This is a genomic window from Lacinutrix neustonica (assembly GCF_026625145.1).
In the GTDB taxonomy this organism is placed as follows: Bacteria; Bacteroidota; Bacteroidia; order Flavobacteriales; family Flavobacteriaceae; genus Lacinutrix; species Lacinutrix neustonica.
This window is the reverse complement of record NZ_CP113088.1, coordinates 3362869-3385037: the sequence shown is the minus strand read 5'-3', so window position 1 is coordinate 3385037 and position 22169 is coordinate 3362869. Positions and strand designations below refer to the sequence as shown.

At 35.2% G+C, this 22169-nt stretch carries 17 protein-coding genes, 1 tRNA gene and 4 pseudogenes; 5 read left to right on the top strand and 17 right to left on the bottom strand.

Annotated features, from left to right (window positions below; translation table 11 throughout):
• Positions 1-126 precede the first annotated feature (126 nt).
• The 13 genes and pseudogenes from prfA to N7U66_RS18275 form a co-directional block, all read right to left on the bottom strand.
• A pseudogene (gene prfA, locus N7U66_RS18335) lies at positions 127-1202 on the bottom strand (peptide chain release factor 1).
• Positions 1203-1607: 405 nt separating this feature from the next.
• Positions 1608-2288 carry a hypothetical protein gene (locus N7U66_RS18330; RefSeq protein ID WP_267676415.1) on the bottom strand — a complete coding sequence of 227 codons (681 nt, stop codon included), beginning with the start codon at positions 2286-2288 and terminating at the stop codon, positions 1608-1610.
• A 471-nt stretch (positions 2289-2759) separates the two neighbouring features.
• Positions 2760-3722 (bottom strand): DUF3078 domain-containing protein, encoded by a 963-nt coding sequence (locus N7U66_RS18325; protein ID WP_267676414.1) that lies wholly within the window; start codon positions 3720-3722, stop codon positions 2760-2762.
• A gap of 166 nt (positions 3723-3888) precedes the next feature.
• Positions 3889-5070, bottom strand: a complete 1182-nt coding sequence (locus N7U66_RS18320) for an AIR synthase related protein (protein ID WP_267676413.1) — start codon at positions 5068-5070, stop codon at positions 3889-3891.
• Positions 5071-5150: 80 nt separating this feature from the next.
• Positions 5151-6278 (bottom strand): TolB family protein, encoded by a 1128-nt coding sequence (locus N7U66_RS18315; RefSeq protein WP_267676412.1) that lies wholly within the window; start codon positions 6276-6278, stop codon positions 5151-5153.
• Complete coding sequence (locus tag N7U66_RS18310; RefSeq protein ID WP_267676411.1) at positions 6230-6697, bottom strand: carboxypeptidase-like regulatory domain-containing protein; 468 nt, start codon at positions 6695-6697, stop codon at positions 6230-6232. The genes N7U66_RS18315 and N7U66_RS18310 overlap by 49 nt, the downstream gene beginning before the upstream one ends.
• 13 nt (positions 6698-6710) lie before the next feature.
• On the bottom strand, positions 6711-8216 hold the full coding sequence (locus tag N7U66_RS18305; protein ID WP_267676410.1) for a CsgG/HfaB family protein: 1506 nt from the start codon (positions 8214-8216) through the stop codon (positions 6711-6713).
• A gap of 14 nt (positions 8217-8230) precedes the next feature.
• Entirely contained in the window at positions 8231-8641 is a 411-nt protein-coding gene (locus tag N7U66_RS18300) for a curli production assembly/transport component CsgF (RefSeq protein WP_267676409.1), read from the bottom strand.
• A gap of 2 nt (positions 8642-8643) precedes the next feature.
• Positions 8644-9450 (bottom strand): CsgE family curli-type amyloid fiber assembly protein, encoded by an 807-nt coding sequence (locus tag N7U66_RS18295; protein ID WP_267676408.1) that lies wholly within the window; start codon positions 9448-9450, stop codon positions 8644-8646.
• A 3-nt stretch (positions 9451-9453) separates the two neighbouring features.
• Positions 9454-9984 carry a hypothetical protein gene (locus N7U66_RS18290; RefSeq protein WP_267676407.1) on the bottom strand — a complete coding sequence of 177 codons (531 nt, stop codon included), beginning with the start codon at positions 9982-9984 and terminating at the stop codon, positions 9454-9456.
• 170 nt (positions 9985-10154) lie between these two features.
• Entirely contained in the window at positions 10155-11021 is an 867-nt protein-coding gene (locus N7U66_RS18285; RefSeq protein ID WP_267676406.1) for a hypothetical protein, read from the bottom strand.
• A 752-nt stretch (positions 11022-11773) separates the two neighbouring features.
• Positions 11774-12913, bottom strand: coding sequence for a hypothetical protein (locus N7U66_RS18280; RefSeq protein ID WP_267676405.1), 1140 nt, complete (start codon positions 12911-12913; stop codon positions 11774-11776).
• Between the two features lie 300 nt (positions 12914-13213).
• Positions 13214-15401 (bottom strand): annotated as a pseudogene (locus N7U66_RS18275) (glutamine synthetase III family protein).
• 182 nt (positions 15402-15583) lie between these two features.
• Between N7U66_RS18275 and N7U66_RS18270 the strand changes: the two are divergent.
• Positions 15584-16605 (top strand): annotated as a pseudogene (locus tag N7U66_RS18270) (glutamine synthetase beta-grasp domain-containing protein).
• 60 nt (positions 16606-16665) lie between these two features.
• On the opposite strand, the pseudogene N7U66_RS18265 reads toward N7U66_RS18270, so the two are convergent.
• From N7U66_RS18265 to N7U66_RS18250, 4 genes and pseudogenes are all read right to left on the bottom strand, one after another.
• A pseudogene (locus tag N7U66_RS18265) lies at positions 16666-17601 on the bottom strand (calcium/sodium antiporter).
• Positions 17602-17626: 25 nt separating this feature from the next.
• Positions 17627-18676: an endonuclease gene (locus N7U66_RS18260; RefSeq protein WP_267676404.1), complete on the bottom strand. Its 1050-nt coding sequence runs from the start codon at positions 18674-18676 to the stop codon at positions 17627-17629.
• A 19-nt stretch (positions 18677-18695) separates the two neighbouring features.
• Entirely contained in the window at positions 18696-19277 is a 582-nt protein-coding gene (locus N7U66_RS18255; RefSeq protein WP_267676403.1) for a hypothetical protein, read from the bottom strand.
• 92 nt (positions 19278-19369) lie between these two features.
• Positions 19370-19585, bottom strand: a complete 216-nt coding sequence (locus N7U66_RS18250; RefSeq protein WP_267676402.1) for a hypothetical protein — start codon at positions 19583-19585, stop codon at positions 19370-19372.
• Positions 19586-20166: 581 nt separating this feature from the next.
• Here N7U66_RS18250 and N7U66_RS18245 point away from each other — a divergent pair.
• The 4 genes from N7U66_RS18245 to N7U66_RS18230 all read left to right on the top strand — a co-directional run bounded on the left by N7U66_RS18245 (position 20167) and on the right by N7U66_RS18230 (position 21963).
• A complete protein-coding gene (locus N7U66_RS18245) occupies positions 20167-20319 on the top strand; it encodes an SsrA-binding protein (protein ID WP_267676401.1) in 153 nt (50 codons plus the stop codon).
• A 63-nt stretch (positions 20320-20382) separates the two neighbouring features.
• Positions 20383-20456, top strand: a tRNA-Arg gene (locus N7U66_RS18240).
• Positions 20457-20795: 339 nt separating this feature from the next.
• Positions 20796-21785 carry a site-specific integrase gene (locus N7U66_RS18235; RefSeq protein WP_267676400.1) on the top strand — a complete coding sequence of 330 codons (990 nt, stop codon included), beginning with the start codon at positions 20796-20798 and terminating at the stop codon, positions 21783-21785.
• Entirely contained in the window at positions 21745-21963 is a 219-nt protein-coding gene (locus N7U66_RS18230; RefSeq protein WP_267676399.1) for a tyrosine-type recombinase/integrase, read from the top strand. Before N7U66_RS18235 ends, N7U66_RS18230 begins: the two co-directional genes overlap by 41 nt.
• The last annotated feature ends 206 nt before the right edge of the window (positions 21964-22169 follow it).

Sequence of the window (22169 nt, the reverse complement as noted above, 5' to 3'; positions counted from 1 at the left end):
CCGCCTTATCCTCCAAATGAGGAAACTGTTTTGTATTTAGGATTTTGGTTTAGGATTCCGCGTCAGGCACGGAATGACAAAATTAAAAATTTTATTAAAAAAAAGCCTCATGAAGAGGCTTATAAACTACATAATATCACTGTTAGCTTTTAACTTTTCAGTATTATCAGCCAACATCAATTCATCTATGATTCTTTGAATGTCTCCATTTACAATGTTTGATAGATCGTATAATGTTAAACCAATTCTATGATCTGTTACACGGCCTTGCGAATAGTTATAGGTTCTAATTTTTGCACTTCGATCACCACTGGTTACCATGGTACCCCGTAACGCCGAATCTTCTTCCATCTTTTTAGCTAACTCCATATCATACAAGCGAGAACGTAATACTTTAAAGGCTTTCTCTTTGTTTTTATGTTGCGATTTTTGATCTTGACACTGGGCTACTAAACCTGTTGGAATGTGTGTTAATCGCACTGCCGAATAGGTCGTGTTAACCGATTGCCCACCTGGTCCTGACGAACAAAAGAAATCTACTCTCACATCTCTAGGGTTAATTTCAACGTCAAATTCTTCTGCTTCCGGAAAAACCATAACGGTTGCAGCACTAGTATGCACACGGCCTTGTGTTTCTGTTTGTGGTACTCGTTGTACACGGTGCACACCGGCTTCAAACTTTAAAGTGCCGTAAACATCGTCACCTGAGACTTCGAATTGAATTTCTTTAAACCCGCCGTTTGTACCTTCACTATAATCCACCGTATCCACTTTCCAACCTCTACCTTCACAGTATTTGGTATACATTCTAAATAAATCTCCTGCGAAGATACTAGCTTCATCCCCCCTGTTCCTGCACGTAATTCTACTACTGCATTTTTAGCATCCTGAGGATCTTTGGGTATTAATAGCAGTTTTATTTCTTCCTCTAACTTAGGAATCCCCACTTTAGCTTCTTCATACTGCATTTTGGCCATTTCTACCATCTCGGCATCGCTTCCGTCTGCAATTATTTCTTCAGCTTCCGCTAAATTATTAGTAAATTCTAAGTAGAGTTCCCGCTTATCCATAAGCGTTCTCAAGTCTTTATATTCCCTATTTAGTTCAACATAACGCTTTTGATCTGTAATTATATCAGGCTGAATGATTAAATCACTAACCTCATCAAAGCGTTGTTTTACTATTTGTAATTTCTCTAACATCTATTTTAAAAATTGTGAAACAAAAATACGATAATTTATGAACTTGCAATAGTTTCTAACCTGTTTCAATTTTTGAAAAATATTCCTGTTGTTTTAACGTTATAAAAATAGATGTTACACCAATTTCGCGCCATACTATTTTATTATAGACCTCTTACCTTATGGTCTTTTATTACGACAATTATATTACTAATATTTAGTCCGGAAATTATCCCTGCACTATTAACAAAATTTTTTCTGATTGCTATCTTTTCACTCATGATTAGTGACAGAGGCATTCGTAAAAAATTAGGGTTTTATAAAATGGTTGGTATTTCCAATTTCAAACTCTTGATGGCGCTCTACCTCATAGACTGCATTCTAACATGTAGCTTTTTATTATTGATTAAAGGATTTATATAAGTGCTATTCCTCTAAGAGAACCTCCTCATTTTTGTTTGTGTCTAATGCATAAATTATTAAAAAGCAAGACGCTAAAAGGTAAAATAACACATCAAAATAAAAGGCGTTTGTATAATTTAGATAATAGCCAATAAACCAAGAAGCATCTGATAATATTAAAGAAAAAACAAGATATAAATAATATATGGAGTGCCTAGTACCGTAAATAAAATTATAGTTTAAGGCAACAATGCAAGCCGCAACATTTACAGCACCGTAAAATAGATACACGACACTTTCGGCGTAATCCTCCATCCTTAAAAAAGTAGCCCATACCGTTTGAAAAACAAGTAAGACATTGAGTAGAACTACGATAATAAAAAACAGAGTAACAGGCTTATTAATGTTCTTAATTTTGACTTTTTTTATCACTTCACTGATTATTAAGAGGTAGGCAGTTAATTTTACAACAGGACCAATAATATCAATTAAGCCATATTCGTAAAACAGCCCTAACACATCAACTGTTGATAAAAGAAGTAATATTATTCCTATTTTTTTTTCTTTATAACCTTTAAAAATAAAAAAAACGAAAACATAACATCCTATTGAAATTAATCGAATCCATCGTCTCTCAAAATAACCAAAAGAATTAATTATATAGAAATTAATAAGTACTAATATTACTGTAAGAATAATAAGCACTTTTTTTAACACTGGCGTTAGTTTAGCTATTAATGTATTTAAATGTAATAAAATAAAAATGAATACTCAAAAAACTGGCACTTACTTTTTATTTCTATGTTCACGAACACTGACTCAGCAATTTATCACATTTTAAGAAACAAACACATAAAAATAGAAATAGCTTTTTTTTGTTTTCCTTTAAGATAAAACCTGTATTTATAATACGGTTTATTTTTTATTTTATATTAATGTTACAGTGAGCCAAAGAAAATTATAAGAGATACCAAACATTACATCCGCCATCAATATAGTTCCTAAGCGTTTTCACGAACACTGCTATTTTATTTCGTTTACACTTGAATCGCAAACAAGTAATAAACTGCTTAAATCTTATATCAATATTTATAACCTAAAATGTATAATACCACTTCAGTCACTGACATAAATAAGTCAATTAAAAAGTATCAGGATTTGTGTACTATTCCGGAGCTAACTAAACTCTATAATGACACCAACACCTAAAAGCTGTTTCCATTGTAATTTTGCACCACGCTCTACAAATACATCCTTAACTTCTGTTTCCTCCTGCACCTTTATGTCATTATCATATTTTATATGAGAGCCCAAAGTGGCGCGAACATAATGGTTTACTTTTAAATTTAAAACCAATTCCCAGTCGATATCTATATTTCCAAAATCTTTAAGATAGTCGGTATATGAACTAAAAACATTTTTAATTTGAATATTTTCAAACACTTCTGTTTCAAAAGTACTAGTAAACAAAATTCCCATTTCTGTTCGTACCCGTTCTCCTTCTTTCAAAACATGACCTTCTGCGTCATAAACGGCCGGCGTAACACCAAATGCTCCCGTATTAGACAATGTTTTATCCAGAACAAATGTGCCTTTAATAGTAAGTGGTGAAATATAAAGCGATAATTTTTCTAGGTTCTTACCGTATTCTGCACCGCCTCCAATAAACAAATACCCTGGCGCCATTAATCTAGAAATTTCATTCTCTCGATCTGGATATTTATAACCATTTGTAAGCTGTGTTTTAAAATTAAATCGCGCAGAATAATACCAATTCGTTATGGTATCTTTTCTGTAACCCAATGTAGAACTGAGTTCAAACTCGTCTTCGGTCTTTCTTAGTCTTTGGTTTTCCTGCTTATTAACGCCATAACGCACCCGCATTAAATTATTCCAATTCAAATGCTTGTACTTGTATTTTAAATTTGAAACCAAACCTGTTAAAGCAGAAATAGAATTACTTCCTCCTGCATTCCAATTTACAAAAGTAACTTCGTTAATATCCAAGCTTCCTACATTGGTTTGCTTCCATGGAGAAGTCGTTTTTACTGTATCTTTAGATGTTAAATTTACTGTATCGTTCTTTACAGTAACTATTGGAGCTTGTGCTAGGCTTAATTGGGCAAAAGTAATTGCCATTACTAATACTACTTTGTTCATGATACTAAAAGAAAGTCAATATCGCGCTTAAAAAGTGGGGCTATTGAAATTAAAAATAATAAAAATTGGTTATTAGACATTCTTCTTCAAAACTCATAAATTAACAGTTTTTGACTCAAAAAACAGCCTTAATTAAAAAAGGGTTTTATTCATATTCAAAAACACCAAATTCACTTTTTATTGTTAGTTTTTTGGTCTTGGAAGCTTCCACCCTACCTACGACTTTCGCATCAACATGATAGCTTTTTGATATTTCAATAATGGCATCTGCCACTTCAGATGAAGTATATAGCTCCATTCGGTGTCCGCAATTAAACACTTGATACATTTCCTTCCAGTCTGTTTTCGACTGCTCTTGAATTAATTTAAACAAGGGGGGCACAGGAAACATATTATCTTTTACTATATGAAGATTGTCAATAAAATGAAGAATCTTTGTCCGGGCGCCACCGGAACAGTGGACCATACCGTGAATGGTATCACTTGAATATTTTGAAAGTATTTCTTTAATTATAGGTGCATAGGTTCGTGTAGGAGACAGCACTAATTTCCCTGCATTTATAGGACTATTTTCAATGGCATCTGTTAATTTCATTTGACCTGAATATACCAAATCTTCCGGCACAGCAGCATCAAAGCTTTCCGGATATTTTTCAGCTAAATATTTATGAAACACGTCATGTCGTGCAGAAGTTAAACCATTACTTCCCATGCCACCATTGTATTCCTTTTCGTAGGTTGCCTTTCCAAAACTTTCTAAACCAACAATAACGTCTCCCGATTTGATGTTTGAGTTATCAATTACATCGCTTCGTTTCATTCTAGCGGTTACTGTTGAATCAACAATAATAGTGCGCACCAAATCACCAACGTCTGCCGTCTCTCCTCCTGTGGAATGGATGGTGACCCCGTGCTTTTTCAAATCGGCAATTAATTCTTCGGTTCCATTAATTATGGCTGCAATAACCTCGCCCGTAATCAGGTTTTTATTTCGGCCTATGGTTGAAGATAGCATTATATTATCAGTAGCACCCACGCATAATAAATCGTCAATATTCATTATTAAAGCATCTTGAGCAATCCCTTTCCACACAGAAACATCGCCGGTTTCTTTCCAGTACATATAAGCTAAAGCACTTTTTGTACCGGCACCATCAGCATGCATAATAAGACAATACGCATTGTCATTCGTTAAATAATCTGGAACGATTTTACAAAAGGCTTTAGGAAACAACCCTTTATCTATGGTTTTAATGGCATTATGAACATCTTCTTTCGATGCTGAAACACCTCTTTGACTATAACGTTTACTTATTTCCGAACTCATAATTGTCTATTGAGTTGCAAAGATAACTGTAAAAAAAAAGCACACAAATATTATTGTACCCTTCTTTGTAATTAAGTTTATCATTGGTGTAGACCTACTTTTTTAATCCCAATCGGCATTGAGCCTTCACTAAATTGCAGACTTTCCTCTGTAACGGCACCAAATTGATAGGTGAATACGCTTGGTGTTGCCAATGGAGCATTAGAAACTCGTGTAAATATCACAGACCCTTCATCTGGTGAGTACTTCACATCCAAATCATTATCACCTAATATAACATTAGTAGGTAATTGAGTACTGGTTAAACTTAGGACATCAAATATAAAAATTCTACTTTGAAATTGTCGGTAATCTACATTCTCTGAACCTGAGATATCTCGAGTATAAACAATTTGATTTCCATTAGCCGTAATGTCAATACCACCTAAAGCTCCAGAAAAATTTTCAGCTACTACTGTTTCTTCTACTCCTGTAGATAACCTAAAAGTAAATATTCGTGCATTATAACCATCAAATGTATTTGTTTTCAATAATAACAAATCGGTATCAAATAACGTTTCTTGAACTTCTGAGACAAAGGAACCATCAGTGGTTTGATAAATTTGAGACACCCCACTGCCATCTATATTAATTTGATATAACTTATCAAAATTAGGATAATACAGTTTACTGGCATTTTGTGCCCAACAAAAATCAAGATGTTCTGCTCGAAATCCTGATACAGGAATCGCCGAGGTCACTTGTCGTTTATTGGAGCCGTCACTATTCATTACAAATAGATGTGTACTCCCACCAACACTTCTTAAATAAGCCACTTTATTTAATAATGAACTCCCTCTTGGTCTAAAGCTATTGTTGTTCTCACTCGTGAGTTTTAAAACATCGACATCTATTACAGTGGTTGCGCCATCATCAAAACTTTCTTTACCGGAATAAATCACACTGTTCCCATTTTCCTCCCTAACAAAATACAAGGGGTTCTCCGGATCTGTTATGGTTGTAAACTGGCTAACAGAAGACACCACCTCATCATTAATACCATCACTAACTTTTACTTGCCAAAAATAAGTTGTTGATAATTGTAAATTAGTCGCTAAATAAAAGGTGTCCTGAGCGGTTTCATACAATTCTATTTCATTCGTATTACCATTTCTTAATTCTAATACATACGATAACTCATCATTAGAATCGGATCTGACGCCTCCCATGTAAACTCCACATCCAAAGCGACTTCGGTGGATAAATCTTCCGGAAACACGAGATTAGGCGCTGTTGGTGGCTGATTATTTGCATTAGAAGTTATCAATTCGAATGCAACCGTTGCGGCGGCATCCTCTATTACAGTAACGGATTCAAAAGAAGTTACATAACCACTAAGTTCTGCCTGGACAGAATAGGTTTGAACCTCAATATTATCTAAAACAAAATTACCTTCAGCATCAGTAAACACCGTACTTGAAGAAGGGTTGGTTGAAATTTTTACGTTTTCTAAAGCAATGTTAGTTCCTGAGCTTACAACCCTACCATTTATAGAACCAACTATAACGCCATCAATTTGATCTTCACTACAAGTCGCAAACAGTAGCATAGCAATAGAAAGAAATAGTATCTTTTTAATTGTTTTCATTTTTTCCTTTTTATTAATTCTGACTATCATTTTTAAATTCTACTTCACCCTGTCTAGACTTTGAATTATTTAATGCTTTTTCGATATTTTCTCTTTTAATTCTCTTGAGTTCTTTTTTTCTTACTTTTTCCGCTGCACGCTCTCTATCTTTTTTGGTATTATAATTACCAACGTAAAAATTTAAGCCAAAACCTACACGCATAAACATGTCATCACGTTTCCCCCTCTTCAGTCCATCTACTAAGTCACTAAAAACAAGATTATTTTCTCCGTACAACGTGAGCCCAATTCTATCGGTAATTAAATACTCCGGACCTGCACCAAACTGAATTTTTGGATTTATATTATTAAAGTCGTTTGAAACACTTGTTCCCCCTCCGGCGTAAATATAAGGAGACAGCTTATCCAAGGGTATCACATTATACTCAACGTTGGCATCTATAGACACGAAACTTTTATTAAAAAGGTTTTTATTCGCAAGGTTAAATGTATTGGCATTTAAATTGAGATTAAAATGAGAATTGATATATCTTTTATAACCCAGTCTAGTGTTTAATTTATACTCTGCATTTGTATAATCACCATTAATTAATGCAGCGCCAAAAGATACATGCATTACATTCTCTGTTCGTCTTTTAAAAGTAAATCTATTATATAAATGTGTCAGGTTAGCCCTTTCCTCTTCTGCATTATACTGGTCGACTATTTGTTTATCTTTTTCTTCTCCATCCTTTGTAGACCAATACCCATCTCTTATACCTTCAACAATCAAGTCGTGCACCGCTTTCTCAACGGCATCTTTTACGGCGAGTTGTACTGGTTCATTTTGTGTAAATCCCGTTTCTGCCTCCAGTAATCTTTGAAATTTTACAAAACGAAATAAACTCACATCAACAGCTTGAGATAAAATAGTTTTAGAGACATAAATTGTTTTCAATATTTCACCACTACTGGTGGATACTGCTCTTAAGTAAACCGTAATTCTATCTTGTCTATATTTTGCAGATCCGCCAACACCAAAGTATCTTGCTCCTGCACCCCCTGTAACAATATTAGTATCATAAGAAATGATACCCCCTTCTAACATTAATCCCGCATACAACAACGCTGGTAGCGGCGGTTCATTGGGATTTAAGCCTTTCATGTATTCTTGTTTGGTATTTCTAATAATATTTCTTTCTGTAGAAAGATTATTAAAATTTTCTCTTTCTACTGGAATAAACCACCCCGAATCTCCTAAGGCTTTTATTAAAATTGTGGTCGCGCCTTGAGTTACGGCTGTACTAAACGTGCTTCCGGATTCAACCGCTTTATATTGCCCTGTTTGATCACTAAAGTTATAGACTGCAATTTCGACTGGATCCTTGGCTGGTGGTAAATCTAAAAGAATATTTGTAGATTTGGAAAGCTCTCCTATTCGAGCCGGTTCCTGGGTAAATGGCTGATTAAAATAGGTGCCACATGAGCTTAAAAATAAACAAATAATTAAGTAGGTTGCACATTTGTGGAAGTTTGTCATAAAGATAAATTCTATTAAGGATTTGGAACAATGACCTGAGTTTCTTCTCCATTAGAAGTATCTAAGATATTAATGACCAAGCCTTCATTCGAGTCAAATATTTCAACATTCAAAGATCCAAAGGTAAAGGAGCCTTCCTGACTAAAATTTCCAACACTTTCTAATTGTTGCGCTAGTAATGATCTTGAAATTTGACTTAATACTTGTTGATTTAAAGTGGCTCCAAATCTATCTAGAGCAGATTGGGTTGTTCTTGGAGTTGTAGCTTCTTTAAATCCGTTTTGGGAAGTCGCAGAACTTAACAACCAATTATAATTAAAGGTATCTCCTCCAAAGGCTGGATTCGTTGGTTTATAACTAAATTGCTGTGCTATAACCCCAGTTGTGGATATAAAAAAAAGCAATATAAATACTTTCAGTTTCATTATTAATAGCGTTTTAAGGTTTCTTTTTGTTTTTCTAATTGCTGTAAATAACGTAGGCTTCTTTGCAAGCCAGTTATTGCCATTTCTTTTAAAAATTCTTTTTTTGGTCTAGAAAAAAATTGCCGGACGATTTGCCCATCTATTTTTACAGATATTCGCGTACTTCTTCTTTGCCCTGGAACTTCTTGGATGACAATATTTTTTGTTGTTTTTATTTGTCGATTATAATATTCTGAATAAAAATACCTGTAGAAATCTCGACCAGATTTCGTTAATGTTTTTTGTATGACCAAACCTTCTAAGAAAACCCCATCATTCGAAACCATGTCTTGATCTTCGGAATTGTTTTCTGCTTTTAGTTCCGCTTCTCTTTCTTTACTTAATTCAATATTTAGTCCCACTCCATTCTCATTACCTGTGACTACTATACGATCCTTTCCAATAGCCCCCTGTTTTTCATCATTACTAATAGGATATACTAATAATAATATGATGATTTTCTCTTTCAAATTCGAGTTTATATCAACTGAAGATAATACTTTCTTATCACTCCCTTTTAAAAAAAACCGATTTTCCTGTCTAGAATTAGACGTATTACCGTTAGTATCGGTTTTATAAACCGTAAATTCATAGCGCAAACTTAAATCTGAAAGTGTTAAATTCTCAACTGTTGCTGAAAATGTCACAAATTCACTGGTTTGATCTATTTTAATCACCGCCTTAACTTCCTTATTAAAATACTTTTGAGTAAAACCATGGTTACTCAAAAGAAGAAATACAAGAATAAATAACGTTTGTTTCGAATTCATTTTTTATTTAAAACTCCTAATAATAATCGTGGGAGACGCTGCGGTTTGAGTGAATTTAATGTTTTTTGATATTTCATTGGTTCCAAACCTTTCAAAATTTAAATTATCTCCATTCTGCTTTAAATTTAATGAAATATCCTGATTTGTTTCTATAGAATAATCCGTAATGTAATTGTTATTACCATTTTGATACAAATCTGTAAACACAGATTTTACTTGGTATTTCAAATTAACATCATTGTCATTCCCGTTTTGCACAATATTGATGTCTGAAGCTTGAGCTACAACCTGTACTCTTGCATTATTATCCTCTCCTATTTGTGTTAAAAACACAGCACTCCCTGGTCTTGTAGTTGGTGCACTATTTGTATCGAAAAAAGAATTAAACACTCCTTCCGAAACATTTGTACCGTTTAATGTTACTGTTTCATTAGTATTTGGATCTTCTGACGAATATGTCTGCCCGACACTGATCTGCATTACTAAAAAGCAAAACACTAACCCGCATATTACTTTATTTGTTTTTTGGTTCATAATCTTCCGTTTCTATTATAATGAAAGCGATATTCTGATTCATTTTTATATATTAAACTAAAAAAGGAGAGTGCTTGCTATATAGTCACCCTCCTTTTTTTTATTTAATGTACTGTGATTTATTTTTAAAATCTATACGTACTCTAATGGTCCTTGACAGATATCTAAAATTAGATACATGGTGCTGGACACGGAGCTCCTATTGTGATTTCCGGTAAAGGTGTTGGACAGTTTAATTCCACTCGCTCTTGGAAATCACAACCTTCAGCATCAGCAGCAAAATCACCACCTGGACCTAATTGTAATACATCAGCCATGTTACCATTACCATTTTGATAAATTCCAGCGTTATGACCTGCGCCACCTTGAGATTTTTGAACTAACAACGCTTGGTTATCATTTCCTGTTTGTTGTGTTATACCAGTATTGTTATCGTCTTGGTAGCTACTAGCAATGTTTCCATCTCCAGCAAATTGCCCCATAATCATGCTGTTATTGTTTCCTAGTTGTCTTACATAACCTTTACTATTTGTTCCATACTGTCCAAAAGACGTGTAGTTATCATCCCCTGTTTGATCGATACGCCCGTAGTTATCACCACCTTGCTGACCTTTAAAGATCTCATTTCCGTTACCATATTGGTTGTCCTCTGAATAATTATTATTACCCGTTTGGAACACAAGATTATTTATGTTGTTATCGCCAACTTGGATTTGTTTAACTTTACCATTGGTACCCGATTGCGTTGAATTAGCCGTGTTACCATTACCATTTTGGTATTGATCTGCTTTATTATTTTCTCCTGATTGTGTCGCAGATAACGAATTGTTATCCCCATCTTGAGAGGCCCAACTTTTGTTATCAGTCCCCGTTTGGTTAATCGTTGCAGAATTCCCTACAGCTGCATAACTAAGAAGGCTTTGTAACACCGCCGATTTGTTTGCCGTACCATCTTGAGTGATGTCTACTGTACCTGATGTGCCATCTTGATGTGTAAACGCTTCGTTAAGATCGCCATCTTGATTTAAAGTAGCCACACTACCTGTCCCTCCATGTTGTCTTACTCGCGCTTTATTATCAGCACTAGCGGTATTATTTTTACCTTGATTAATTGTGGAAGAAGCACTTGTTGGAGGCGTGAAATCAGACTGGTCTACATACGCTTGGTTATTAGTACCTTCTTGATCAATAGCAGAAGAACTACCGTCTCCTCGTTGCCATACTATAGCTCGGTTCGAGCCTAAAGCACTCCCGTTACCTTGCGTAATAGCCGAAGATAAATTAGTTCCAGCTTGTCTAACATATACCCTCTGATCGTCGCCGATTGAGTAGAAGTTGATGTGTTCTGCGCAAACATTGCGCCCGTGAATAATAGTGCCGCAGCACCAAAAAATAATTTTTTCATGTTAAATATAAATTGATTAATAGCAATTCAAAGATAAAGAATTAAATCAATACTCCTTTTGAAGATTCGTTAAAATTTTAACATTTTAACAGTATTTTCGACTAGCTTATGACTATGTTCGTTGAAATGCATTTTAGCGTCAGAAAAAACCTATAAATTGAATTTTATAATCCTTGATGCACATACGTAATTTTACGTACTTTTGAGTAAACACAAGCCTTTTCAATGCTATTTCTGAATTTTTAAAAGGAATAAAATCCATAAGTTTACCCAATAAAAAGAGCGACTTGTCATAGCCGCTCCTTTTAATATCATATCAGTTGTTTTTTACTTTTGTCTTTGTCCTGTATAATCCATTAGATACAAGGTGCTGGACATGGCGCATCAATAACAATTTCTCGGCAATGGTGTTGGACAATTTAATTCTTTAGGCGCTTGGAAATCACAGCCTTCAGCGTCATCTACAAAATCTCCACCTGGACCTAATTGCAATACATTTGCCATATTACCAGTACCACTTTGAGAAATAGAAGCAAAGTGACCTGCACCTCCCTGAGATTTTTGAACCAATAACGCTTGATTATTATCTCCCGATTGCGTTGTAAACCCTGTGTTTAAATCATCTTGATACGTACTTACGATATTGTCACTTCCACCATATTGACCAGAGCTAATAGAGTTATCACTACCCAACTGTCTTTGATAAACAATATTACCCGTACCAGCAGCCCATTGATTTACGGTTGCATTGTTATTATCTCCAATTTGATCTTGGCGCACTATGCCTCCGTCGCCATCTTGGTCTGAAAACGCTGAATTGTTGTCACCATATTGATTTTGCTCAACATAATTATCAACACCAGGCCCAGTAATAGCATGTTGTACTGCCGTAGCGCTATTCCCGCCTCCAACTTGACGTTGTCTCGCTTTGTTACCGGAAGAGGATTGACTCACCGATGCATAATTACCAGCGGCGGCACCTGTAGAATTTTGAATTTGATCTGCCTTGTTGTCATCACCCGATTGGTTAGCCAACAACGTATTGTTTTCTCCATCCTGAGCAGCATAACTCTTGTTATTGGTTCCGCATTGATTAATAGTTGCTGCATTTCCAACCGCCGCATAACTACTAAGACTCTGCAAAACTACAGATTTATTAGCCGTCCCATTCTGAGTGATAGCCACTGAACCCAGTGTACCATCTTGATGCGTTGCCGCTTCGTTGAGATCTCCATCCTGATTCAAAGTAGCTACACTCCCTGTTCCTCCATGTTGTCTCACGCTCGCTTTATTGTCGGCACTAGCAGTATTGTTTTTACCTTGATTAATAGTAGAAGAAGCACCAGTTGGAGGAGTAAACTGCGCCTGATCTACATACGCCTGATTGTTAGTGCCTTCCTGATCAATAGCCGAAGAACTGCCATCGCCTCTTTGCCATACCATAGCTCTATTAGAGCCTAAAGCTGTACCGTTGCTCTGAGTAATATCAGATGATAAATTTGTTCCTGCTTGTCTGACATACACTCTTTGGTCGTCGCCGATTGCGTAGAAGTTGATGTGTTTTGCGCAAAAATTGCGCCTGTGAATAATAGTGCCGCAGCACCGAAAAATACTTTTTTCATGTTAAATATAAATTGATTAATAGCAGTTTAAAGATATAGAATTATTCCTATAACAATTTTGTACGCCATTAAAATTTTAACATTTTTAGCATTTTTTCGATTACCTCAATAAAAATACCGTTAAACTGTTTAAAAAAGAAAGAAAAAAGCTACAGTTAAAAATTTTAGCAAATTATTCTTCTACGTCATTTTACTTAGAACACTACGTAGTAAAAAGGAGCTCCCTGTATTTTGTAAGTGGCCAAAGTTCATCATCGACCAATAACTCCAATTTATCACAATGGTATCTTATATCTTCTAACATGGGTTTTATTTTATTACAATAGGCATTCGCCTTCGCTTCAATCTCTACAATTTCGTTCGCTTTTTTACGGTTGTTTGTCATTTTTGTCACCATATTATTAATAGATTCAATATGGATAGAAATTTCTTCAATTAAGTCTAACTGGGCTTTACCCACTTTTTTAAACCGCTCTCCATAAATTTCTTTTAAACCTTTTACATTCTCAATAAGGATGTTTTGATATTTTACTGCGGTAGGCACAATATGGTTTCTTGCCAAATCACCCAAAACGCGTCCTTCAATTTGAATACGCATGATATACTCTTCCATTTCTATCTCGTAGCGTGCTTCAACTTCTATAGCATTCATAACGCCCAACTCCTCATATAGCGCCAATGCTTTTTTGGAAGTTTTAACTTTTAATGCTTCAGGTGTTGATTTATTATTACTTAACCCGCGTTTTTTTGCTTCTTTCTCCCACGCTTCACCATAACCATTGCCTTCAAACAGAATATTTTTTGATTGCTTAATATACTCTCTTAACACATTAAAAACCGCTTCGTCCTTCTTCAGGTCTTTCTTTTCGATTAGTTTATCCACTTCAATTTTAAACGCCATCAATTGCTTGGCAACGATTGAATTTAATACCGTCATTGGATTGGCACAATTTGCTTTTGAGCCTACTGCTCTAAATTCGAATTTATTTCCAGTAAAAGCAAAAGGCGAAGTTCGGTTTCTGTCGGTGTTATCTAAAAGTATTTCTCGGAATTTTCCCTACCACATTTAATTTTAAATCTGTTTTTTCTTGTGGTGATAACTTTCCGTCGGTCACATTTTCCAACTCATTTAAAACGCGTGTAAGCTGTTCTCCTATAAATACAGATATAACCGCTGGAGGCGCTTCATTTGCTCCCAACCTATGATCATTACTTGCCGAGGCTATGGCCGCGCGAAGTAATTCCTCATAATCGTAAACCGCTTTAATCGTATTAATAAAAAAGGTTAAAAACTGTAAATTGCTCATGGGTGTTTTTCCGGGACTTAACAAGTTCACCCCCGTATCTGTACTCAAACTCCAATTGTTATGTTTTCCTGAGCCATTAATTCCCTTAAAAGGCTTTTCATGAAACAGCACTTTAAAGTTGTGCCGCTGCGCAACGCGATCCATCACATCCATTAATAAAGCATTATGATCTACAGCCAAATTCGCCTCTTCATAAATAGGCGCTAATTCAAATTGATTAGGAGCCACCTCATTATGTCTTGTTTTAACAGGGATGCCTAATAGCATGCATTCAATCTCCAAATCCCGCATATAGGCCATCGCGCGATTAGGAATGGTTCCAAAATAGTGGTCATCTAATTGCTGACCTTTAGCAGACGCGTGACCTAACAATGTTCTTCCCGTTAATAATATGTCTCGTCCGGATGACACGAGCGCACTGTCTATTAAAAAATATTCCTGTTCCCAGCCCAAAGACGCATTTACCTTACGTACATTTTTATCAAAATATTTACAGACAGCAACGGAGGCCGTATCTACTGCTTGCAAGGCTCGTAATAGGGGTGTTTTATAATCTAAAGCCTCTCCCGTATAAGACACGAAAACGGTGGGAATACATAAGGTCGTTCCATATATAAAAGCTGGGGAAGTAGGATCCCAGGCCGTATATCCTCTTGCTTCAAAGGTATTTCGAATACCGCCGTTTGGAAAACTTGAAGCATCCGGTTCCTGCTGAACCAATTGGCTGCCTCCAAATTTTTCGATAGCACCATTATTTTCAATAGTTTCAAAAAAAGCATCATGCTTTTCGGCTGTCGCACCTGTTAATGGCTGAAACCAATGGGTATAGTGGGTGACCCCTTTTGAAAGCGCCCAATCTTTCATAGCTGAAGCAATTTGATCGGCGATGTTCCGATCAATCTTTGAGCCTTTTTCAATGGCATTGGTCACACTTTCGAAAGCATCTGAAGTAAGTGTCTGACGCATTTTAGAATGATTATAAACGTTTTGACCAAAGAGCTCTGAGCGTCTTTTTTTCTCAACGATTTTTATGGGTTTTCTATTTAAAGTCTCCTTTATAGCGAAAAATCTTAATGTAGACATAAATGTAATTTTTTACAAATATATCAATTTAACCCTACTATTTTGCACAAAAACAATTACACCCTAAAAAAAACAGGGTTATCAACACACTATTAATAAAATTTATATTTTTTACCATCATTTTTTATAGGTTATTTTAAAATTGATTTATATTTGCATCTTAAAATCAATATTTAAAACCTATGAGTAAATCTAAACTAGAGTATATTTGGTTGGACGGCTACAAACCGACACAAAATATGAGAAGTAAAACTAAAGTTGAAGACAACTTTAGTGGCAAATTAGAGGATTGTCCAATTTGGTCATTCGACGGAAGTTCTACAAGACAAGCCGAAGGTGGTTCATCAGATTGTTTATTAAAGCCTGTTGCCATATATCCAGATCCCGCTAGAAAAGACGGTTACCTAGTAATGACTGAAGTTTTAAATGCTGATGGTACACCACATATATCTAACGGTCGAGCGACTATTGAAGATGAGGACAATGACTTTTGGTTTGGTTTTGAACAAGAGTATTTTATCATGGATACGGCAACGCAACTCCCCTTAGGCTTTCCTATTGGTGGTTATCCAGCACCTCAAGGTATGTATTATTGTTCTGTAGGAGGAAGACACACACATGGAAGAGGACTTGTTGAAGAACATGCCGATCTGTGTATTGCTGCTGGACTTAATTTTGAAGGCATCAACCAAGAAGTGGCTTACGGACAATGGGAATTTCAATTATTTGCTAAAGGCGCTAAAAAAGCGGGAGATGAAATTTGGGTTGCCGAGATACTTATTAGATCGATTAACTGAGCAATACGGCTACTATATTGAATACCACCCTAAACCACTTGGTAAAGATATGGATTGGAATGGTTCTCGGAATGCACGCCAACTTTTCTAACACCACATTAAGAACTTGTGGCTCTAGAGAAATTTACGAAAAAATATGTGAAGCCTTTAGACCTGTTGTAAAAGAACACATTGCCGTTTATGGCGAGTTTAATGACCAACGTTTAACTGGAGAGCATGAAACAGCTTCTATCGATGATTTTAGCTATGGCATATCCGATCGTGGCGCTTCGATAAGAATCCCAATTATAACTGTAGAAAAAGGCTGGAAAGGCTGGTTAGAAGACAGAAGACCTGCCTCTAACGGAGACCCTTACAAAATCGCTGGTCGTATAGTAAAAACAGTGAAATCTGCTAAAATCGATTAGATTAGATAATAGTTAAATCCATAAAAAGCGATTTTCCAAAATTTTGGAAAATCGCTTTTTTTATGTAATAGTATAATATAAAAATAAGCCATAGCCGGCAATTAAGATTAAGCCATCTTTCCAATCCAAACGCATTTTGCTAGGAATAAAAACTAAGGGTAAAATAACTAAAGAAAAACCTAACATCCGAGAAAATATCATTGGTTAACAAGCCCTGATCTGTTACCGAGACAGGCGTTATCATAGAAGTAATACCCAATACAGCAAGGATATTAAAAATATTAGAACCAATTAAATTACCCAACGAGATGCCTTTTTCCTTTTTAATCACTGCAATTACAGAGGCGGCTAACTCAGGTATACTGGTGCCTACTGAAATAATAGTGACCCCAATAATGCGTTCACTAATACCAAAATCTTGAGCCACCGCAACCGAGCCTTTAATCAATAATTCTGAACCTCCCCATAAACAAAGGCCTCCCAATGACAAAAATGCCACAGACTTCCATAGTGGCAATGGTATTTCTTCTAGAACTTCATCTACCACGACTGCTGGTTTTTGAAAACGCAACAAATAGATAAGAAAAAACACTAGTAAACCAAACAACACCATGCCTTCTGAAGAAGAGATCACTTGATCTTCTACAACAAAAAAATACAAAACTGCCGAGGCAATCATCATCACAGGCCAGTCCGTTTTATAAAAACTTTTTTCTACATCTATTTTTGACAACATCAATGTAATAGCCAATACCAAGCCTAAATTCGCGATGTTTGAACCTACTACATTCCCCAAGGCCAAATCTGATGCCCCACTTAAAGCCGCATTAATACTCACGATGAGTTCGGAGCAGAGGTCGCAAAAGATACGACCGTCATACCAATAACAATTTTTGGTATTTCTAATTTTAAAGACAGCGCAACAGCAGCTTTTAGTAACCAATTTCCACCTAAAATTAAGACAACGAGTCCTGCAATAATTAATATAAAGTTCATTTCTAGATTTTAAGTGGCGAAGATACTATTTAACAAGGAATTTTTTTATTTGTGTTCTACCCTGAGATGAAATTTTAGCAAAATACATACCACTAGCCAATTGCAAATCTATAGGTGTATTGTATTCACTCGTATAGGCTTGTAATTGTCGTCCTTCAGAAGAAAAAATATCTATAGTATAGCTCCCTTTTAAACCAGAAACAAATAAACGGTTAGTCACAGGGTTAGGATAAAGCCTAATGGCTTCAGTTAAAAATTCTTCAGTACTTAACGTATTATTCCACACCTCACCGATTTTATTCCCCCGGATGTATTCCACTAAATCAGGCATATCTATTACTGGATTTCGATTTAGCTGCCACGTGTAAACCACATTATTTCTATTCATCTCAAAATCATCCGGCGGATCATTTCTATGCCAATCCAGCAACGTAGCCAAATCCCCCATTTGACCAGTTGTACTAGGAAAACCATTTTCTATACTTAAACCGTTATATCTCAATTGCAAATAAAATACGCTTCTTGCTACATCGCCTTTAAAACTCCCAGCAGTTCCTGTAGGACCATTGTATTGGCCATAATGCTGGTTTCCTCTTGAGCTATTTTCAGGACCATCGGCGGCGCGCAATGCATGTCCATCACTATTTCCATGACGCAGTGAGTCTGCATTGGTCGTCCAAAACACGTCCTTTCCATCCCTAAAATCATCCAAATCAATACTTTGATACCCTGCAAGTGACCGTGGAAACGTGTGCTCGCGATTCCATGTTCCTGTATTATTGGAGGTGGTTTGAAAATCTAATTTAGCACGTCCCTGCTCGGTATACACTAACCAAACCTGATTAGAATTGGCGGGGTTTTGATCTGCTTCTTCTAAAATATCAATAATATCACTATAGGTTTGAGCTCTTACACTATTAGGATCTGAAATTATATCTTGTATGGCCTGTTCTAAATTTGATCCGGACAACCCATCTAAACTATCGTAGTAGTTTGTGGGTTGCGTACTTTGTACAACTCCAAAAGTAGGGTTTAAAGGTGTACCAAAGGGAGCTACAGTAAAGTCGTTATCCACGACTCTAATTTTTATATTATTATTTAACAGTAAATAACCGTGAAGGAACAGTAGGAAGATTTATTTTTAATTCTTCATCGCCTTCATCTGCCGTATCATCAATGAGAGTGATAGTTGTAGCACTTATATTTTGGTTTGTTGGTATCGTTACCGAAGTGTTTCCTGTAAAATCTGAAGTATTAAAACCTCCATTATTCAATATAAAATTTAAATTTAGATCTGAAGTTACATTCTGTTCTGTAGAAAAGGTAATATCAAAAATAGCACCTTCATTATATTGTGTTTGGGACACTGTAATTAAAATTCCGTTTAATGCCACACCACTTCCATCGTTTAAAGCTCTTGGTGTTGGTGTTGTTGCAGTATAGCTTATGTTCCCCGCACTGTCATCAAAACGTTGAATGGAATTGGTATTATTCCCAGGGCCTTCACTAATTTGTTCTGTAACTCCTAATAATGCCATTAAGGTGGTATCTTCAGCATCATCTGTACTATATACCAACGCATCAATAAGATTGGTTTCTGTTGCTAGAGTTCCCTCCGGGAAATCAGTAGGGTTCCCTTGATAAATGGCCACGGCATCGGCGCCATTCTGTATCACGTTTGCTGGCATTATTAGCTGAGGAAAAGGTGTTACAGTGTTACTTCCAACTAATAGTAAACCATTGACATCTGTAATATAATTATCTAAATCTATGGCAAGATAACTCGAATCTCCTCCGAATTCGAACCATTAAAAAACACCAACACATATCCGTCTAAAGAAAAATTAGGAGCGCTAGACAACAACTCAACGAACTCTTTATCATCAATTCCAGGCGTATCGCAATCTAATTCATTTATAACCACTGCTTGGGACCAGCAGTATGAGGCAAAAAGAAATGAAATTATAAAAGGCAGATTTTTCATATCATATTTTTTTTTGCAAATATACAACTTAATGCAAGTCGAATTTTTATACGCTAAACAATTAACATCTAAAGATTAAAATCAACGAAACCTTAAAAAAAAGCGCTTTTTTAAATCAAATGCCCCTTGGTTAAAAAAAACAGTTCAAAAATCACCCTATAATTGTTTTAATTATTAATGATAATGCGTTATTATAATTACTAATTATAACTTACTACAAGGCAAAATATTAATTATTAAAACATAAATGATTTATTTACTTATATAAGTAAAGTCAAATCTATTGATTTATGCATTTTTGTTTGGTAGATACTGCTCAAAAAATATATCTTCAAAAAACAATCCTAAAAATGATTACAATTATTAACCTTTAAAACCAAAATTATGATTGCATTAGCCAAAATCACTATCGATATCATTATATGGATATTGTTGTGAGCATAAAAAGTAAAACTTAGTCTAGAATAAGTTTTACTATTTTAAAACACACTTATAAATTTGGCAATCCATGATTAAAACTATAATTTTGAGTCATTACTTTAATAAAGGGTACTAAGTTGTCATTTTAAAGGGCACTACACATGAAAAAACAACTATTTAGAACATTAGCTAAACTCAATAAAACCATTTTACCGAGCTACACTAAACGTGGCTTAGACTTGAGTAAAGCCTCCAAACTTCAGATGGCAATATTTGGCTGGAAGCTCTATGTGACAAAAAAAGCATTAGATTAATTTATTTTCTGTTTTTATTTTGAAGAATATATAAAAAAAGAATATATTTGCACCCACAAAAAAGGCCTCGTGGCGCAACTGAATAGCGCACTTGATTACGGCTCAAGAGGTTACTGGTTTGAATCCAGTCGAGGTCACTTTAAAGAATTACAATTCTTACTAAAACCACTCAATCACTATGATTTGAGTGGTTTTCACGTTTTTAGTACAACATTTAATTTGATACTATTTGAATTTAAATGTCTGCTATTCGGTTATCTCCAGTTCAAAGTGTCTGCTAAGCAGACACTTTGAAAAATAACAGTTTTGAAAAGAGTACAGTTGATTTGACTTTCGTCCTAACGATGTTTAATATCTAAAGACGACAACTATGCGCACAAAACACACGTTTTCAACATTCTTCACGGTTACAAACCACAAGAGCAATTAACAATGAAGCACTACTCTACATTAGAATTACTGTAGATGGAAAAAGAGTGAACCTTAGTTTAAAAAAGCGAGTTCCAGTTTCCTTATGGGATGCTAAAAAGAAAAAAGCAAAAGGCACCTCTTCGCAATCGAAACAAATTAACCTTTATATTGAAGAAGTTAGCACAAAACTCTTTCAAATCTATCAAGACCTAAAATTCAAAGGAGAACTTATCACCGCTCAATTAATTAAAGCAGAGTATACAGGAGAGAACGACCAGGATGGAAAAACGCTGAACAATATCATAGAGTATCACAATCAAAAAATCAGAAATACCCTCGCAGCTGGTTCTATTAGAAACTTTGGCATTACACAAAATTATGTATTTAAGTTCCTGCAGAAGAAAAAAAACACCACAGACATTTACCTCAACCAACTCAATTTTGAATTCCTAAGTCATTTTGAATTATTTCTATGTGAAATATGGCCAGTAGGCCATCCCAAAGCGCTAAGTAATAATACGAGAATGAAACACATACAACGCTTACGAAAGATAGTAACCCTAGCCTATCATTTAGAGTGGATTGATAGAGATCCATTTGTAAGATGGAAAATGACTTATGACAAGACAAGTCGAGAATTTCTAACCGAACTAGAACTAAAAAATCTTGAAGACAAAGTTTTCGTTTCAAAGCGTCTAGATCGCGTACGCGACCTATTCGTTTTTAGCTGCTACACCGGTATTAGTTATGTAGATATAGTGAATCTAAAACCTACCAATTTAGTAATAAGTATCGATGGCGGTCATTGGATAATGACCAAAAGGCAAAAGACAAATACAACAGTTAAAGTACCCTTGTTAGGACAAGCATTAGATATTGTAAATAAATACAAAGACCATCCAAGTACAGCTGTAAACGATTCTCTATTACCAGTATTAACAAACGAGAAACTAAACGTATTTCTAAAAGAAGTCGCCAACTTCGTTGGCATCCGAGAAAAACTTAACGTTTCATATGGCACGACACACATTTGCGACTACCGTTACTTTATCTAATGGCGTTCCTATAGAAACGGTTTCTAAGTTGTTGGGCCATACAAAAATTGCAACAACACAAATCTATGCACGCGTACTAGAAAACAAAATAAGTGCAGACATGAATACTTTAAAAGATGATTTACTAAATAAAGAGAAAGAAGCTGAGAAGAAAAAGAATTTAAACAGCAGTAGTTAGACTTTTTCGTAAATTAATATTACTAAAACCACTTCATTTATGAAGAAAGAAACAATCTATATTTTTGTATAATAGAATACTAAATTCCAAGAATCATTTTATTTAGTTTTCGATATGCTATCTGCCATTATTAATGCATTAATCTTTCCATATTTAGAGAGTTCATTAAATGGCGTCATTTTATCCTTATTTGCTTAGTTAGTTTT